The organism is Streptomyces sp. NPDC002926, assembly GCF_053591755.1.
Genome location: NZ_JBSFUK010000002.1, coordinates 191,991 through 207,045, shown reverse-complemented (window position 1 = coordinate 207,045; position 15,055 = coordinate 191,991). Strand labels below are relative to the sequence as shown.

The window sequence follows — 15,055 nt, the reverse complement described above, 5'->3', positions numbered from 1 at the left end:
GAGTGGCCCGCGCCGAGCCTTCTGAAACTCCTGCCCGCCCTGCGGTCACCAGTCGACGGCAGCGCGCAGCAGCCACTCGTGCGCCCGCGCGATGTGCGGAAGGGCGAGTGTGCCGGTGCGCACGACCAGAAAGTATGTACGCAGCGGGGGCACCGGAGGATCGAGCAGCGCCACCACCCGGCCGCGCTGCAAGGCGTCCTCGCACAGATAGCGCGGCAGTACGGCGAGCCCGGCACCCGAGGCCGCGGCCTCCAGGACCGCCCGCAGATCGGGCGCGATGACGGCGCCCGCGGCGGCCGGCCGGGAGTCGAAGACGGCGGACCAGTAGCGCGAGACCAGCGGCAGGGACTCGTGCACCTCCACAACCGGCAGCTGCTCGAGCACCACATGCCCCTTGCGCAGGACGCCGGGCCCCAGCCGCGCCGCCCAGCGCGGCGAGGCGACCAGTACGTGCTCCTCGTCGCAGAGCGGAGTCGCGGTGAGCAGCCCGCCACGCGGACGGGCCGTGGTGATGGCCAGATCGTGATGTCCGGCGGCCAGTCCCTCCAGTGCTTCCTCGGAATTCCCGAACGAGGCCCGCAGCGCCAGCCCCTGGGAGATCAGCGGGGTGAGGGCGGGCAGGGCGCGCAGGGAGGTGAACTCCGGGAGGCCGGCGAGATGCAGGGTCCGTACGCCCGCCTCTTCGTCGAGCCCGGTCTCGGCGATCTCCACCAGGGCGTCCAGATGCGGCGCGGCGCGGTGGGCCAGCTCGTCGCCGATCGTCGTGGGGGTCACTCCGCGCGCCTGGCGCAGGAACAGGGGGCGGCCCAGCTGCCGCTCCAACGTGCGGATCTGGCCGGTCACCGCGGGCTGGGAGAGGCCGAGCAGCGCGGCGGCACGGGTGAATGAGCCGGCCCGGTGCACCGTGACGAATGTGCGTAACAGGGCCAGATCCATGCCATGCCCTCCCGACCCGACGATACGTGCCCGACGATGCAGCCTGTCGGCGTCCACCGGGCAATTCCGGCGGACCCGGCCAACTATAAATAAGTCGATAGGTCGCTGTCGCTACTGTGATTGGACACTGACACAGAGTCAACTAGCCTTGGTCACGCGGTTCTTCGCACCTGGAACCGGGGGCGGTCCGAGCCATGAGGGGGGAGGCTCGGACCGCCCGTTGTACGTACAGCCGCTCAGCGCGCCGACGTACACCGGCGTACGCCCCCCGGGCTACGAAGTCGAGTCCGCCGCTTCGTCCAGCGCCCGCAGCACATCCGCCACCAGGTCCTCGGCGTCCTCTGCGCCCGCCGAGAACCGGATAAAGCCATCCGGCACGGCGTCGCCGCCCCAACGTCCGCGCCGTTCCGCGGTGGACCGCACTCCACCGAAACTCGTCGCGTCGTCCACCAGCCGCAGACTGTCCATGAAGCGTTCCGCGTGGCCGCGGTCCGGCAGGACGAACGAGACCACACAGCCGAAGCGCCGCATCTGCAGCGAGGCTGTCTTGTGCGAAGGGTCCGTCGCCAGGCCCGGATAGCGCAGACCCGTCACCTCGCCGCGCGCGCTCAGCGCCTCCGCGAGCGCCAGCGCGTTCGCGCACTGCCGCTCGATCCGCAGCTGCAGCGTGGCCAGGGAGCGGTGCGCGAGCCACGCTTCCATCGGGCCGGGGATCGCTCCCACGACCTTGCGCCACTTCCGCACACCGGCGGCCAAATCCGTATCACGGCAGGTCACATGTCCGAGCAGGATGTCGCCGTGGCCTGTCATCCCCTTGGTGTCGCTGGCCACCGAGAAGTCGGCGCCCAGCTCCAGCGGGCGCTGGCCGAGCGGAGTCGCCAGGGTGTTGTCGACCGCGACCAGAGCGCCGGCCGCGTGCGCCGCCTCCGCGAGCCGCCGTACATCGCAGACATCGAGCCCCGGATTGGACGGTGTCTCGATCCACAGCAGCCGGGCCCCGTCCAGGACGGAGAGCTGCGCGTCGTCGCCGGTCGGCGCGGTGCGCACCTCGACGCCGTACGCCTCGAGCCGCTCGCGCACCAGCGGCAGCGCCTGATAGCCGTCGACCGGCAGCACCACCGCGTCACCGGCCTTCAGCTGCGAGAAGAGCACGGCCGAGACTGCCGCCATGCCCGAGGCGAAGGCCACGGTCTCGACGGACTCCCCCGGCGCCTCCAGCTCGCCGATCGCCCGCTCGAGGTGCGTCCAGGTCGGGTTCGAGTCACGGCCGTAGGTGTACGGCCCGGTGGCCTCGCCCGGCAGATGGAAGTGGGCTGCGAAGACCGGGCCCGGCAGGGTCGGTTCGTACTTCACCGGCTCGGGCAGCCCCGCCCGTACCGCCCTGGTGCCATCCCCGGTCGTCAGGGGAGAGGTCCCGTGTCCCGCGCTCATGCAGCTCGCTCCTCGACAGCCGTCCGTACCGCGTCGAGCAGGCCCTCGCTCGCCGCCTCCACCATTTCCAGGCACTCCTCGAAACCGTCCATGCCGCCGTAGTACGGATCCGGAACATCCAGATCCGCGACGGCCGACGGATCGTACGCCCTCAGCAGCCGCACCTTCGCGGCGTCAGCGGCCGTCGGAGCCAGCCGCCGCAGCTCCCGCAGGTGCCCCTCGTCCAGAGCGATCACCAGATCGATGAGCGGGAACCAGGCTGCGCGGAACCGGCGCGCGCGGTGGCCGAACTCGTAGCCGTTCGCCTCCAGTACCGCTACCGTGCGCCGGTCGGCGCCGTCACCCTCGTGCCAGCCGGCCGTGCCCGCACTGTCCACCTCCACCACCCCGTCGAGTCCGGCGTCCGCCACTCGCGCGCGGAAGACGGACTCGGCCATGGGCGAGCGGCAGATGTTGCCGGTGCAGACAAAGCAGATGCGATACGCGGAATTCACGCGGTACTCAGTCCTTGTCGGGCAGGGCGACGTTCATCGCCCATGAAACGACGGAGATGATCAGGCCGCCGAGTACGGCCGTCCAGAAGCCCTCGACATGGAAGTTCAGATCGAACTGGTCGGCCAGCCAAGAGGTCAGCAGCAGCATCAGGGCATTGATCACCAGCGTGATCAGTCCCAGGGTGACTATGAACAGTGGCAGTGTGAGCAGCTTCACCACCGGCTTGACGAGGAAATTGACCAGTCCGAAGAGCAGGGCCACCAGAACCAGCGTCCATGCCTTCCTGCCGGTGCTGTCGCCGGTCAGCGTGATGTCCTGCAACAGCCAGATGGCGACCAGCAGGGCTGCCGCATTGGCGATCGTCTTGACTACGAAATTCATCATGTGTCTGATCGTGGCAGACGTGATCGGACCAAGGCAGGGGCGGGCGGACGATGAAGGCATTCCGACTGGACGAGCTGGAGGCGGAGCGCGCCGCCAATGACGGTGCGTATCTGCAGTTCCTGCGCGAACGGAACATGTCGGTCGGCCTGTACGCACTGGACGCAGGCGAGCTCGACCCGCAGCTGCCCCACCGCCAGGACGAGGTCTACTTCGTCGTCAGCGGCCGGGCCGCCATCACTGTCGGGACGGAAACCACGCAGGTCGGGCGAGGCAGCGTGGTCTACGTCCCGGCCGGAGAGGCCCACAAGTTCCACCACATCACCGAGGATCTGCGGGTCATGGTGGTTTTCTCTCCGCCTGAGAGCTGAGCCGGGCCCTGCCCGTTCCCTAAGGGATCGGTCAGGGGAGTCCAAGGGCTCGCGGGCCCCCGTTGACCCCCTTCTCCCGCCTAGCATCGAAGCCAGGAACTCAGAGAAACGAGGTAAGGAAGATGGCTGTGCGAGAGATGTTCGCGGGGATGCCGTGGTGGGTGAAGTGGGTTGCGGTGCCTGTCATCGCCCTTGTCGTGTTCGGTGGGCTGATCGCGAGCGTCGTCGGCTTTGTGATCGCGCTGCTCTTCAAGGTTCTGGTCTTCGTCGCCCTCGTCGGCGGGCTCATCTTTGTCGTACGGAAGTTCATGGCGTCTTCGAGTTCGAAGAGCGACTGGTAGAGCGACTGACAGTCCCCGGCTGTACAGGGGTTGGCCCGGCCGGGGAAACGCCTGGGCCCCCGCGAACCCGCTCGCGCGCGAGGCGGGTTTCCTCTCCCCACCGCGTACCGCCCGCTGCGCACTCCGACGCCCGTTTTGTCCGCCGAATCGGTTGACGGGCAAGCCGCTCGCCTCGATGGAGCGAATGCAGTCTGTCGTGGAGCGACGGGAATATGCGCTCGGCACGGTCAGTGCCGCCATCCCGATCACGGCCGGATCCAGTGCCGTCGCGATGGCTATTTCCCTCCCCCTTCGCCAGAACGAACGATTACTGGCTGCGGTCGTACGGATACGCAGCGGAATGGCGGCGGCTTGCCGGTTCGCTAACCTTCTCTATCAGTATCTGAAAAATCACTCCTTGTGATCTTCCCGCGCTTACAGCACCATTACGTCAAGAGGGCCATGGGGTGCCAATCCTGGCCGTTTTCAGCAGGTTTCCTTCACTGCTTCAGCCACTGCGGGGTACACGATGCGTCAGTCGGTCCATGCCGAGGTCCTCATGAGTTTCCTTGTCTCGGAGGAGCTCTCGTTCCGGATCCAGGTGGAGCTGCGATACGAGACAGGGGACCCCTACGCGGTACGGATGACCTTCCATCTGCCTGGAGATGCCCCCGTGACCTGGGCTTTCGGCCGTGAACTGCTGCTCGACGGCATCAACGGGCCGAGTGGCGACGGTGATGTACACATCGCGCCGATCGGGCAAGAAGGGCTGGCCGACGTCGGCATCAGGCTCCAGGTCGGCTGCGACCGGGCCATGTTCCGGTCGAGCGCGGCGCCGCTCGTGGGCTTCCTCGACCGCACCGACAAACTGGTGCCGCTGGGCCAGGAGCGCACACTGGGTGAATTCGAGGGCAGCCTGGAAGAGGCCCTCGGGCGCATCCTCGCCGAGGAGAACGCCGGTTGAGCGGTGGCCGGAGCACCCACTGAGCTACCTCTTGCGGCGGCGGCCCTTCCCGGTCCGTACCGGCGACACCGGCCGTCCCGGCGGAGCGCTCTCCGCTTCTGACGCTCCCGGCGACCTCGGCCGGTCCGCGGAAACCACCATCGCAGCGAGCGCGGTGGTCACCGGAACCGAAGCGACCAGACCGATCGACCCCACCAGGGTGCGTACGATCTCCACCGCCACCAGCTCGCTGTTGGCCACCGTCCCCACACTGCTCTGCGCGATCGAGAAGAGCAGCAGCAGTGGCAACGCCGCGCCCGCGTAGGCGAGTACCAGCGTGTTCACGACCGACGCGATATGGTCCCGGCCGATCCGGATGGCGGCCCGGTAGAGCCCGCGCGGCCCCAGGTCCGGATCCGCCTGGTGCAGCTCCCAGACTGCCGAGGTCTGGGTCACTGTCACATCGTCGAGCACACCGAGCGAACCGATGATGACGCCGGCCAGCAGCAGGCCGCTCAGGTCGATGTTCGGAAACAGGCCGTGGATCAGGCCGGTGCTGTCGTCTGTGTTGCCGGTCAGGCTCGCCCAGCCGATGAAGAGCGAACCGAGCAGTCCGATCAGCAGCAGCGAGATCAGTGTGCCGAGGACCGCGACCGATGTACGTGCGGTGAGGCCGTGGCACAGATAGAGCGCGATCAGCATGATGGCGCTCGCCCCGATGACCGCGACGACCAGCGGATTAGAGCCCTGCAGGATCGCGGGCAGGATGAACAGGGTCAGTACGGCGAACGAGGCGGCAAGCGCGATCAGCGCCATCACGCCGCGCATCCGCCCCACCACCACCACAGCGAGCGCGAAGATCCCGGCCAGCAGCGCCATCGGGAACTCTCGGTCCACATCGGTCACGGAGTACTGAAGATCGCGGGGGGCGTCGGGCGCGTACGCCACCACCACCCCCTGGCCTTTGCTCAACTGCCGTGGAGAGTCCGGCTGGACGATCTCGGTGAACGTACGGCCCTTGTCCTTGCCGCTGGTGACCTTGATCGTCGCCTTCGAGCAGCTGCCCTTCTGGGAGTTGACCGCCTCGCGCCCCTCAGGGGTGGAGGTGTCGCCGGTCGGCGGCACCTGCGCCGCGTTCACGTCCTTGCAGTTGACCTTCTCGACCGCCACCACACTGCCCTGCTCGGTCTGCCGGTCGAAGCCGACACCGCTGCGCTGATGGTCGGGAGCGCCGCCGGGCCAGAGCACGAACAGACCGACCACGACCGCGGTGGAGAAAGGAATCAGCACCGCGGCGATGACCTTGCGGAGGTGCTTGGAGACGGGTGCGGCCGGCCCATGACTGTGCGAATGACTGTGTGCTTCGGGCGTCTGCTGCGAGGAGGTCACCGACCGATCATCGCAAGAACGGAAGGGGCCCACTGTTCAGCACGCCAGAAATGACGCTAGCGTGGTGGCACCTTTGCACACGCGGGAGCTCGGAGCACCGGGCTGAGAGGGCGCTGACCTCCGTACAAGTCGTCATGAATCGTACGGAAGCCGCTGCGTCGACCGCCGAACCTGTTACCGGGTAATGCCGGCGTAGGGAGTAGGTCTCATGACCGTTCAGGATGCACACACGCCTGCCGCCGACCAGGCGGAGCGCAAGCCCGGCTGGCACAAGGGGTACATCGAGGGTTCGCGCCCCGACCTCCGGGTGCCTGTCCGCCAAGTGCACCTCACCAATGGCAAGGACGTGACGCTGTACGACACGTCCGGCCCGTATACCGATCCCACCGTCGAGACCGACGTCCGCCGCGGCCTGTCGCCGCTGCGGGAGAACTGGATCATCGGCCGTGGCGACACCGAGGAGTACGCGGGCCGCCCGGTCCGCCCCGAGGACGACGGGATCAAGCACACCTCGCCGCGCGGGGGACTGCGCAATCTCGACGCGGTCTTCCCCGGCCGCCCCCGTCAGCCCCGCCGGGGCCGCGACGGTCAGGCGGTGACACAGCTCGCGTACGCCCGCCGCGGTGAGATCACCCCGGAGATGGAGTACGTCGCGATCCGAGAGAACGTCACCGCCGAGGTCGTACGCGAAGAGATCGCGGCGGGCCGGGCCGTCCTGCCCGCCAACGTCAACCACCCCGAGATCGAGCCGATGATCATCGGTAAGCGATTCCTGGTGAAGGTCAACGCCAACATCGGCAACTCCGCGGTCACCTCCTCCATCGAGGAGGAGGTGGACAAGATGACCTGGGCCACGAAGTGGGGCGCGGACACGGTCATGGACCTCTCCACCGGCCGCAACATCCACACCACCCGCGAGTGGGTGCTGCGCAACTCCCCCGTCCCGATCGGCACGGTGCCGCTCTACCAGGCGCTCGAGAAGGTCGACGGCAAGGCCGAGGAGCTGACCTGGGAGGTCTACAAGGACACCGTCATCGAGCAGGCCGAGCAGGGCGTCGACTACATGACCGTCCACGCGGGCGTGCTGCTGCGGTACGTGCCGCTCACCGCCCGCCGCAAGACCGGCATCGTGTCCCGCGGCGGCTCGATCATGGCGGCCTGGTGTCTGGCGCACCACAAGGAATCGTTCCTGTACGAGAACTTCGAGGAGCTCTGCGAGATCCTCGCCTCGTACGACGTGACGTATTCCCTCGGCGACGGACTGCGCCCAGGATCGATCGCGGACGCCAATGACGAGGCGCAGTTCGCGGAGCTGCGGACGCTCGGCGAGCTCAACACCATCGCCAAGCGCCACCATGTGCAGACCATGATCGAGGGCCCGGGCCATGTCCCGATGCACAAGATCAAGGAGAACATCGACCTTCAGCAGGAGATCTGCGAGGAGGCCCCGTTCTACACGCTCGGCCCGCTGACGACGGACGTCGCGCCCGCGTACGACCACATCACCTCCGGTATCGGAGCCGCGATGATCGCCTGGTGGGGCACGGCGATGCTCTGCTACGTCACACCCAAGGAGCACTTGGGCCTGCCGAACCGCGACGATGTGAAGACCGGCGTCATCACCTACAAGATCGCGGCTCATGCGGCGGACCTCGCGAAGGGCCACCCGGGAGCGCAGGAGTGGGACGACGCGCTCTCCGACGCGCGCTTCGAGTTCCGGTGGGAGGACCAGTTCAATCTGGCCCTCGACCCCGACACGGCACGGGAGTTCCACGACGAGACGCTGCCGGCCGAGCCCGCGAAGACCGCGCATTTCTGCTCGATGTGCGGTCCGAAGTTCTGCTCGATGAAGATCTCCCAGGACATCCGGCGGCAGCACGGCGGCTCGCAGCAGGAGATCGAGGCGGGCATGGAGGAGAAGTCCAAGGAGTTCGCCGCGGCCGGCAACCGGGTTTATCTGCCGATCGCCGAGTGAACCCCCGGCCACCGGGCGCCGGCCGGGTCACTCCGGCTGGTGCTCGGGGCCGCCGAAGTCCGGGCTGGTGAAGTCCGGGCTGGTGAAGGTGGGTCTCTGGCCCGTCGTCGAGCCCTCGCTCGGGCTGGAGTAGTCCGGGCCGCTGTAGCCGATCTTGGGGATACGGCTCACATTGCGGGGCGGGTCGGCCGACGACGGGTCGGCGCTGGGATCGGCCAGCGCTGCCCGCAGAAACGGCAGCAGGCCGCGTTCCAGCACCGCATGACGCCAGGCCTCCTTGGCCCGGGCCACCTCGTCCGGCTCGCCCGCCGACTCCTCGGCCGGGACCTGCGTCGCGCCGTTGCGCAGAGCGGTGAGCAGCAGCGCGACCGCGGCGACGAGGATTCCGGCCGCCGTGACCGCGCCGAAGAACCACCCGGCGGTGAGCAGGGTGTCCGCGAAGGACGGCGTGGGGCTGAGCATTTTCAGGATGTAGCCGACCAGCAGGAAGATCGCCGCGGCCGTCCCCGCGAGCACCGGCGCCAGTACGGCGATGACGGCGGCGAATCCGGCGCCGCTCTCGGCTGCCTCGTCCTCGGCCGGGGCCAGCACGGAATTACGTACGGACGCGGCGGCCGCGGGCGCGCGCATATCCTCGCGGACCTTCACATAGTGCTCGTACTCGGCCGCGGCGGCGGTGGTGATCAGCGCTGTCGCGTTCAGGGCCATGGTGCGCAGTTGTTCGGTGTTCAGGCGCTGCCCCACGGCAGCGAGATCCGGACGGTCATGGGCGTTGCGCAGCGCGTCGTCGAGGATTCGCTCGTACTCGGCGCGATCCTCGGTCAGCAGGTGCGGAGCGCTGTTCATGTGCATCCCCCGATGCTCCGTAGGGCCGGATTGCCCGCATCGACCGGGCGGTTGGGCAGAAACGGAGGAGAGCCTGCTACGGATAAGCCGATGGTATTGCGGTTACGGCACGGGGTGACAGGGGGTTTCGGTAAATCGCCTGTCCCGAGTCGGCTCAGTTATGCAGTGGGAGTTCGACCACAAGCAGTTTTCCGGCCATGGTCACGCCGCCGTCCATGGCGATCGCGAGCTCGTCCGCGTACACATGCGGGCCTTCTACAACCGGACGCGCGCCGTCCTCACCGTCCTCGGTACCCACCTCGCCGAGCAGATACGGAATGGGGCTGTGGCCGTGCACAACGCGTCGGCCGCCGTAGGCCGAGAGCAGTTCGCGTACGGCCTGCGGGCCGCCGTCGTCGCGGAAGGCGAAGCGCTTGGTGAACTTGCGGAAGAGGTCCCAGCACTCGTCGGCGTCATTGCGGGTCAGGGTCTCGCGGACGGTGTCGTTGACCGCTTCGATCGAGTCGCCGTAGTCGAGATAGGCCGTGGTGTCGGAGTGCATCAGCAGATGCTCGTCCTCCAGCTCGATGGCGTCGAGACGCGCCATCCACTGCAGATGGACTTCCTGCAGACGGTCCATATCGGACTTCTGGCCGCCGTTGAGCAACCAGGCGGCCTGGAAGGTGGCGGTGCCGGCCCCGGAGTTGACGGGGGTGTCGCCGAACCGCTTGGCGCCGAGCAGCAGCAGTTCGTGATTGCCCATCAGGGCCTTGCAGTAGCCGCCGGCGGCGGCGGCCTCGGCGGAGAGCCGCATGACGAGGTCGATGACGCCGATGCCGTCGGGGCCCCGGTCGGTGAAGTCCCCGAGGAACCAGAGCCGGGCGTTGCCCGCGGCCCACTGGCCTTCGGCGTCGATGAGGCCCTGTTCGGTGAGAGCCGCGAGGAGTTCGTCGAGGTAGCCGTGGACGTCGCCGACGACAAAGAGCGGGCCGGGCCCGTCGGCGGCGGGCATCTCCGACGGGTTGATCTGCACCTGGACGGTGTCGCCGGGGCCGCCGCGGCTGATTACCGGGAGGTCGCGCGCGGTGGGGGTGTAGCCGTCAGGGGCTTCGCCGTCGGGGACGGCGTTGCCGGGATGCCCGGACTCCGTGGACTGCTGCACCTCAGGCTGCTGTGGCTGTGGTTGCTGAGCCTCCGGCGGGGATTGCTGCGCCCGTGCCTGAGGTTGCGCCTGCGCCTGAGGTTGTGGTGCCTGGTGCTGTGGTGCGTGCTGCTGTGGCGCCGCGGGCTGCGGTTCCTCCGACTGCACGGGAACCTGCGCATAGGGCGGCACACGGAAATCGCGCAACGTCGCCGTCCGCACCACGGGTCCTTGACCGGCCCCCTGAGTCATCGACCCCTCCACCACCGTCGCGCCGCCGTTCACCTCTCGGCCCAGCCTGGTCGGGGTGGTCCGCGGTGTCGTGCGCCCATCATAGGAATGAGCTCCGCGCTGTGTGACGCACCAGGGGTGGTGAATCCGTTCGCACCCCTGGTTCGCCGACTGTTTCGTACCGATTAGGGAGGTCTAGTCCGGAGAAGGGGATCGCGGGGCGCTCACAGTCGTTCGCTGAGGGCGGCGCTGTGATGACGTCCGGATGATCAGTTCGGTCGGTATTACCTGCTCGACCGGCCGGTCCTCGTCGACTCCTTCGATGGCGTCGATGAGGAGCTGGACGACCGCCGTGCCGATCCGGCGCGGTTTGAGCGAGAGCGTGGTGATGGGCGGTTCGGTGGTGGCGTACACGGTCGACTCGCTGCAGCAGACGAGCAGCAGATCGTCGGGGACGCGCAGGCCGTACCGCCGGGCGGCGGCGAGCAGATCGGTGCCGTTGGGGTCGAAGAGCCCGTAGACGGCGTCGGGCCGGTCGGGGCGGGCGAGCAGCCGGTCGGCTGCGACGGCTCCGGCGCACGGGTCGTGGGCCGGATAGGACTCGTAGACCGGGTCCTGGCCGACGCGCTCGCACCATTCGAGATACGCGGTGGTGGACAGGCGTGTGTAGGTGTCGGTGGTGGTACCGGTGAGCAGGCCGATACGGCGGGCGCCGGCGGCGGCGAGGTGGTCGAGCAGGTCGAGTACGGCGGCTTCGTGGTCGTTGTCGACCCAGGCTGTGACCGGAAGTGTGCCGGCCGGACGGCCGTCGGAGACGACGGGCAGGCCCTGGCGGACGAGTTCGGTGACGACCGGGTCCTGGTCGGACGGATCGATGACGACAGTGCCGTCGAGGGCGACGTTCGACCAGACGTCATGGCGTGAGGTGGCGGGCAGGATGACAAGGGCGTAGCCGCGGGCGAGCGCGGCGGAGGTCGCGGCTCTCGCCATTTCGGCGAAGTACGCGAACTCGGTGAAGGTGAAAGGTTCATCCCCGTACGTCGTCACCGTCAGGCCGATGAGGCCGGACTTTCCGGTACGGAGCGTGCGGGCCGCGGCGGACGGGCGGTAGCCCAGCCGGTCGGCGACCTCGCGGACATGTCGGCGGGTGGCGTCCGGGAGCCGGCCCTTGCCGTTGAGGGCGTCGGAGACTGTCGTGATGGAGACGCCGGCTGCGGCGGCCACGTCTCTGATGCCCGCCCGACTCTGCCGGCTGCCCCGGCGTGATGTCTCCGCCCGGCTCACCTGGTGCTTCCCTGCTGCTGTCATGGCGAGCCGATAGTAGGGCTCGCACGGGCGGTTGAGCCGGTCGCATATTCACTCGTTGACAGGCACGTTTCTGCATGGCCGTTCATAGTCAATCGCCTTGGAAATCAAGGGAGTTGGGTGGTCAGCCCACGGCGTCTCGGGCGTCCAGCCGCATGGACCTGTTGAATGGTCGATGTTTCGAAGAGGTCTCAACTCACCACTACGGGGGATGCGCGCCACGGAGTGAGCTACCGGCGCGCGTGACAAGGAGGGGCGCTCCCCCCTTCTCCGGACCCACCCATTCGCATTCCCCGGGGCCACCCATTCGCAGCGGACGCGAATCCTCATAAGGTGAGCAGTATTGGAGTACTGCTGTGTACGGATGGTCGAGGAGGACCTGCGGTGAGCGAGACGAGCCCCAAGCTGCGCGCCGAGCTGGACGGCATCCCCACATACAAGCCCGGCAAGCCGGCTGCTTCGGGCGGCCAGGTCGCTTACAAGCTGTCGTCCAACGAGAACCCGTATCCGCCGCTGCCCGGTGTCGTGGAGAGCGCGATCGCCGCTGCCCACAACTTCAACCGTTATCCGGACATGGCCTGCACCGGCCTGATGAACGAGCTCGCGGACCGTTTCGGCGTGCCCGTGACGCATCTGGCCACCGGCACTGGCTCGGTCGGCGTCGCCCAGTCGTTGCTGCAGTCCACCTCGGGCCCTGGAGACGAGGTCATCTTTGCCTGGCGGTCCTTCGAGGCGTACCCGATCATCACGCGGATCAGTGGGGCGACGCCGGTGCAGGTGCCGCTGACCCCGGGGGATGTGCACGATCTGGACGCGATGGCCGACGCGATCACCGACCGGACCCGGCTGATCTTCATCTGCAACCCCAACAACCCGACCGGCACGGTGGTGCGCCGGGCCGAGCTGGAGCGCTTCCTGGACCGGGTGCCCACCGACGTCCTGGTGGTGCTGGACGAGGCGTACATCGAGTTCGTCCGCGACGTCGATGTCCCGAACGGCATCGGGATCTACCGCGACCGCCCCAATGTGGCGGTGCTGCGCACGTTCTCCAAGGCTTACGGACTTGCCGGGCTGCGGGTCGGTTTTGCCATCGCCCATGAGCCGGTGGCTGCCGCGCTGCGCAAGACCGCGGTCCCCTTCGGTGTCTCGCAGCTCGCGCAGGACGCGGCGGTCGCCTCGCTGCGGGCCGAGGATGAACTGATCGGCCGGGTCGGCTCGCTGGTCGCCGAGCGGGTGCGGGTGCACCAGAGCCTGGTCAAGCAGGGCTGGACGGTGCCCGAGACCCAGGCGAACTTCGTCTGGGTGCGGCTCGGCGACCGCACGCTCGACTTCGCGGCGGCGTGCGAGGAGGCCGGTGTCGTGGTCAGGCCCTTCGCGGGTGAGGGCGTACGGGTCACCATCGGGGAGACCGAGGCCAATGACCTGTTCCTGCACGTCACCGAGGCGTTCCACAAGGGGCTCTAGGCCTCGATCGTCTCCACGCGCATCGGGAGGGTGGAGCGAGCGCACCGCCCTCGAACCCGTGGCAGAGCCCCCCACGAGCGCCGTGCCCGTGGGGGCTTCTTCGTAGCTCGAAGGCGTCTGCCGGGCGGGCCCGGGGATCCGTATCTGCACCCGTCGGATTCAACGAGATGTTGAAGCCGCCGGAAGAGCGACCCCCCGGCCGAACGTGCGAAATTCGTATGAGCCATAATGCTTGTGAATGTGAACGCGTTCACAAGCCTGTCTCGTTTCTCCCGTTATCGACGGGATTAAGGGGACAGACCGCGGCAGTGACCACGGCGATGTAAGGAGAAGACGACGTGGACGTAGCTCTGGCGCCGGAGACCTTGGCGCGATGGCAGTTCGGCATCACCACCGTCTATCACTTCCTCTTCGTCCCTCTGACGATCTCGCTCGCCGCGCTCACCGCCGGCCTGCAGACCGCCTGGGTGCGCACCGAGAAGGAGAAGTACCTCAAGGCCACCAAGTTCTGGGGCAAGCTCTTCCTGATCAACATCGCCATGGGTGTCGTCACCGGCATCGTCCAGGAGTTCCAGTTCGGCATGAACTGGTCCGACTACTCGCGCTTCGTCGGTGACATCTTCGGTGCCCCGCTCGCCTTCGAGGCGCTGATCGCGTTCTTCTTCGAGTCCACCTTCATCGGGCTGTGGATCTTCGGCTGGGACAAGCTGCCGAAGAAGATCCATCTCGCCTGCATCTGGATGGTCTCGATGGGCACCGTCCTCTCCGCGTACTTCATCCTGGCGGCCAACTCCTGGATGCAGCACCCGGTCGGCTACCGGATCAACAAGGAGCGAGGCCGAGCGGAGCTCACCGACTTCTGGCACGTACTCACACAGAACACCGCGCTCACCCAGTTCTTCCACACCATCACTGCCGCCTTCCTCGTCGGCGGCGCCTTCATGGTCGGCATCGCTGCCTTCCACCTTGCGCGCAAGAAGCACATTCCGGTGATGCGCACCTCGCTGCGGCTCGGGCTGGTCACCGTGGCGATCGCCGGACTGCTCACCGCTGTCAGCGGCGACCTGCTCGGCAAGGTCATGTTCAAGCAGCAGCCGATGAAGATGGCCGCAGCCGAGGCGCTGTGGGACGGCGAGGCGCCCGCGCCCTTCTCGGTGTTCGCGTACGGCGACGTCGAAAAAGGCCACAACAAGGTCGCGATAGAGGTCCCGGGACTGCTGTCCTTCCTGGCCAACGACGACTTCTCCTCGTACGTACCCGGCATCAACGACGTCAACAAGTCCGAACAGGAGAAGTTCGGGCCCGGCGACTACCGGCCCAATATCCCGGTCGCCTACTGGGGCTTCCGCTGGATGATCGGCTTTGGCATGACGTCCCTCGCCATCGGCCTGCTCGGGCTCTGGCTGACCCGCAAGAAGTTCATGCTTCCGCCGGGCCTGCGGACAGGCGAGGACGAAGTGCCGCATCTGGTCCTCTTCAAGGAGAAGGCGCTGAACCCAAGGCTGACCAAGTGGTACTGGGTCGTCGCCCTCTGGACGATGCTCTTCCCGCTGATCGCCAACTCCTGGGGCTGGATCTTCACCGAGATGGGGCGTCAGCCGTGGGTGGTGTACGGCGTGCTGCGTACCCGCGACGCCGTCTCCCCCGGTGTCTCGCAGGGCGAGGTGCTCACCTCGATGATCGTCTTCACGCTGCTCTACGCGGTCCTCGCCGTCATCGAGGTCAAGCTGCTTCTGAAGTACGTCAAGGTCGGACCGCCCGAGCTCACGGAGGCCGACCTCAACCCGCCCACCAAGATCGGCGGCGACGACCGTGACGCCGACCGGCCGATGGCCTTCTCGTACTGAG

The 15,055-nt window shown here is 67.7% G+C and carries 15 protein-coding genes; 7 read left to right on the top strand and 8 right to left on the bottom strand.

What is annotated here, in order from left to right; translation table 11 throughout:
* Positions 1–45: 45 nt before the first annotated feature.
* The 4 genes from ACWDZ6_RS04225 to ACWDZ6_RS04210 all read right to left on the bottom strand — a co-directional run bounded on the left by ACWDZ6_RS04225 (position 46) and on the right by ACWDZ6_RS04210 (position 3,246).
* Entirely contained in the window at positions 46–936 is an 891-nt protein-coding gene (locus tag ACWDZ6_RS04225) for a LysR family transcriptional regulator (protein WP_389179932.1), read from the bottom strand.
* 273 nt (positions 937–1,209) lie between these two features.
* Positions 1,210–2,367: a cystathionine gamma-lyase gene (locus ACWDZ6_RS04220; protein ID WP_451501606.1), complete on the bottom strand. Its 1,158-nt coding sequence runs from the start codon at positions 2,365–2,367 to the stop codon at positions 1,210–1,212.
* Entirely contained in the window at positions 2,364–2,804 is a 441-nt protein-coding gene (locus tag ACWDZ6_RS04215; RefSeq protein WP_451501908.1) for a low molecular weight protein-tyrosine-phosphatase, read from the bottom strand. The genes ACWDZ6_RS04220 and ACWDZ6_RS04215 overlap by 4 nt, the downstream gene beginning before the upstream one ends.
* A 64-nt stretch (positions 2,805–2,868) precedes the next feature.
* Entirely contained in the window at positions 2,869–3,246 is a 378-nt protein-coding gene (locus tag ACWDZ6_RS04210) for a phage holin family protein (protein WP_389179926.1), read from the bottom strand.
* Positions 3,247–3,296: 50 nt separating this feature from the next.
* Between ACWDZ6_RS04210 and ACWDZ6_RS04205 the strand changes: the two genes are divergently transcribed.
* The 4 genes from ACWDZ6_RS04205 (at position 3,297) to ACWDZ6_RS04190 (ending at position 4,898) form a co-directional block, all read left to right on the top strand.
* Positions 3,297–3,614, top strand: coding sequence for a cupin domain-containing protein (locus ACWDZ6_RS04205; RefSeq protein WP_366732984.1), 318 nt, complete (start codon positions 3,297–3,299; stop codon positions 3,612–3,614).
* A 128-nt stretch (positions 3,615–3,742) separates the two neighbouring features.
* Positions 3,743–3,955, top strand: coding sequence for a DUF5326 family protein (locus tag ACWDZ6_RS04200; protein WP_351454040.1), 213 nt, complete (start codon positions 3,743–3,745; stop codon positions 3,953–3,955).
* A gap of 184 nt (positions 3,956–4,139) precedes the next feature.
* On the top strand, positions 4,140–4,358 hold the full coding sequence (locus ACWDZ6_RS04195; RefSeq protein WP_451501605.1) for a hypothetical protein: 219 nt from the start codon (positions 4,140–4,142) through the stop codon (positions 4,356–4,358).
* Positions 4,359–4,463: 105 nt separating this feature from the next.
* Positions 4,464–4,898, top strand: a complete 435-nt coding sequence (locus ACWDZ6_RS04190; protein ID WP_451501604.1) for an SsgA family sporulation/cell division regulator — start codon at positions 4,464–4,466, stop codon at positions 4,896–4,898.
* 24 nt (positions 4,899–4,922) lie between these two features.
* Here ACWDZ6_RS04190 and ACWDZ6_RS04185 read toward each other — a convergent pair whose 3' ends face one another.
* Positions 4,923–6,266 carry a YibE/F family protein gene (locus tag ACWDZ6_RS04185; protein ID WP_366732987.1) on the bottom strand — a complete coding sequence of 448 codons (1,344 nt, stop codon included), beginning with the start codon at positions 6,264–6,266 and terminating at the stop codon, positions 4,923–4,925.
* A 208-nt stretch (positions 6,267–6,474) separates the two neighbouring features.
* Between ACWDZ6_RS04185 and thiC the strand changes: the two genes are divergently transcribed.
* Positions 6,475–8,241 (top strand): phosphomethylpyrimidine synthase ThiC, encoded by a 1,767-nt coding sequence (gene thiC / locus ACWDZ6_RS04180; protein ID WP_451501603.1) that lies wholly within the window; start codon positions 6,475–6,477, stop codon positions 8,239–8,241.
* Positions 8,242–8,268: 27 nt separating this feature from the next.
* Here the strand turns inward: thiC and ACWDZ6_RS04175 are convergent, their stop codons facing one another.
* From ACWDZ6_RS04175 to ACWDZ6_RS04165, 3 genes are all read right to left on the bottom strand, one after another.
* On the bottom strand, positions 8,269–9,093 hold the full coding sequence (locus ACWDZ6_RS04175; protein WP_451501602.1) for a hypothetical protein: 825 nt from the start codon (positions 9,091–9,093) through the stop codon (positions 8,269–8,271).
* Positions 9,094–9,241: 148 nt separating this feature from the next.
* A complete protein-coding gene (locus ACWDZ6_RS04170; protein ID WP_451501601.1) occupies positions 9,242–10,459 on the bottom strand; it encodes a metallophosphoesterase in 1,218 nt (405 codons plus the stop codon).
* A 174-nt stretch (positions 10,460–10,633) separates the two neighbouring features.
* On the bottom strand, positions 10,634–11,746 hold the full coding sequence (locus tag ACWDZ6_RS04165; RefSeq protein WP_366732991.1) for a LacI family DNA-binding transcriptional regulator: 1,113 nt from the start codon (positions 11,744–11,746) through the stop codon (positions 10,634–10,636).
* A 381-nt stretch (positions 11,747–12,127) separates the two neighbouring features.
* On the opposite strand from ACWDZ6_RS04165, the gene hisC reads away from it, so the two are divergent.
* Both hisC and ACWDZ6_RS04155 read left to right on the top strand, forming a co-directional pair.
* Complete coding sequence (gene hisC / locus ACWDZ6_RS04160; protein WP_451501600.1) at positions 12,128–13,207, top strand: histidinol-phosphate transaminase; 1,080 nt, start codon at positions 12,128–12,130, stop codon at positions 13,205–13,207.
* Between the two features lie 338 nt (positions 13,208–13,545).
* Positions 13,546–15,054: a cytochrome ubiquinol oxidase subunit I gene (locus ACWDZ6_RS04155; RefSeq protein WP_451501599.1), complete on the top strand. Its 1,509-nt coding sequence runs from the start codon at positions 13,546–13,548 to the stop codon at positions 15,052–15,054.
* Position 15,055: the final 1 nt, after the last annotated feature.